Raw genomic sequence first — 327 nt, forward strand, 5'->3', positions numbered from 1 at the left:
CTCATCCCCGCTTACGCGGGGAGCACTACCCGGATTTTCCGCGAGTCACCCCACACGGGGGCTCATCCCCGCTTACGCGGGGAGCACAGGCTGGGCGCCTCGTTTGGCGGCCAGTAGGACGGCTCATCCCCGCTTACGCGGGGAGCACCTCCGGCAAGATGTCATAAATGGATCGGTCTACGGCTCATCCCCGCTTACGCGGGGAGCACTCGTCGTATGAAGAGTGCGGAGCTTACTGGTACGGCTCATCCCCGCTTACGCGGGGAGCACCGTTGTGCCTCATCCATCCACTGCTGGTGGTACGGCTCATCCCCGCTTACGCGGGGA

Source organism: Corynebacterium sp. HMSC074E01 (genome assembly GCF_001808885.1).
Classification (GTDB): domain Bacteria; phylum Actinomycetota; class Actinomycetes; order Mycobacteriales; family Mycobacteriaceae; genus Corynebacterium.